The sequence below is a fragment of the Neobacillus paridis genome, from assembly GCF_016765675.1.
Taxonomy (GTDB): Bacteria; Bacillota; Bacilli; order Bacillales; family Cytobacillaceae; genus Neobacillus; species Neobacillus paridis.
The window spans coordinates 1-592 of sequence record NZ_JAESWB010000015.1 but is presented as its reverse complement, the minus strand read 5'-3'; the positions used below and the strand labels follow the sequence as shown (position 1 = coordinate 592).

Sequence of the window (592 nt, the reverse complement as noted above, 5' to 3'; positions counted from 1 at the left end):
CTCAACAAGATCCAGGTGCGTCCGGGCGACACCCTGCTCGACATTGGCTGCGGCTGGGGCGCGCTGGCCATCCGGGCGGCGAGCCAGTATGGCGCCCGCGTTACCGGCATCACGCTGTCGCGCAACCAGCATGCGCTGGCGGTGGAGCGGGTGCGCGAGGCCGGCCTGGAAGGCCAGGTCGAGATCCGGCTGCAGGATTACCGCGACGTGGAGGGCCAGTTCGACCGCATCACCAGCGTGGGCATGTTCGAGCATGTCGGACTGAAGAACCTGCCGGCTTACTTCAGGAAGATCAATGCGCTGCTAAAGGATGACGGACTGGTGATGAACCATGGCATCACCACCACCGACGTCGGCAATGGCGAAACGCCCTATGGCGGCGGCGAATTCATTGAAACCTATGTATTCCCGCACGGCGAACTGCCGCATGTGAGCCTGGTGCTGAAGACCATGCAGATGGGCGGGCTGGAGCCGCTGGACGTGGAAAACCTGCGCCGCCACTACGCGAGAACCTGCACCCTCTGGGCCGACAATTTCGAGGCGCGCGCCGACGAGATACGGCAGACCGTGGACGACAGGCGCTTTCGCATCT

The 592-nt window shown here is 64.0% G+C and carries 1 protein-coding gene; it reads left to right on the top strand.

The window, feature by feature from the left end:
• On the top strand, positions 1–592 hold a 592-nt coding region (locus JK635_RS27810), incomplete at both ends, for an SAM-dependent methyltransferase (protein ID WP_202651812.1).